The sequence below is a fragment of the Mesorhizobium sp. M2E.F.Ca.ET.209.01.1.1 genome, from assembly GCF_004010375.2.
Lineage (GTDB): Bacteria > Pseudomonadota > Alphaproteobacteria > Rhizobiales > Rhizobiaceae > Mesorhizobium.
Genome location: NZ_SADP02001321.1, coordinates 1 through 282 on the forward strand (window position 1 = coordinate 1; position 282 = coordinate 282).

Below are 282 nucleotides of genomic sequence, written 5' to 3' on the forward strand. Positions count from 1 at the left end.
CGTGTCCGCCAAGGACATGCATTACACCACCAGCGACGGCCGCAAGGTGCTCGACGGCACGGCTGGCCTCTGGTGCGTCAACGCCGGCCACTGCCGGCCGAAGATCACCGAAGCGATCCAGAACCAGGCCGCCGAGCTGGATTACGCGCCGGCTTTCCAGATGGGCCATCCCATCGTGTTCGAGCTGGCGAACCGCCTGGTCGATATCGCGCCGAAGGGCATGGACCATGTCTTCTTCACCAATTCCGGTTCGGAATCGGTCGAGACGGCGCTGAAGATGGC

The 282-nt window shown here is 63.8% G+C and carries 1 protein-coding gene; it reads left to right on the forward strand.

Annotated features, from left to right (window positions below):
* Position 1 precedes the first annotated feature (1 nt).
* Positions 2-282 (forward strand): aminotransferase class III-fold pyridoxal phosphate-dependent enzyme (locus EN852_RS40245; RefSeq protein ID WP_246694612.1); only part of this gene is annotated, 281 nt, incomplete at its 3' end.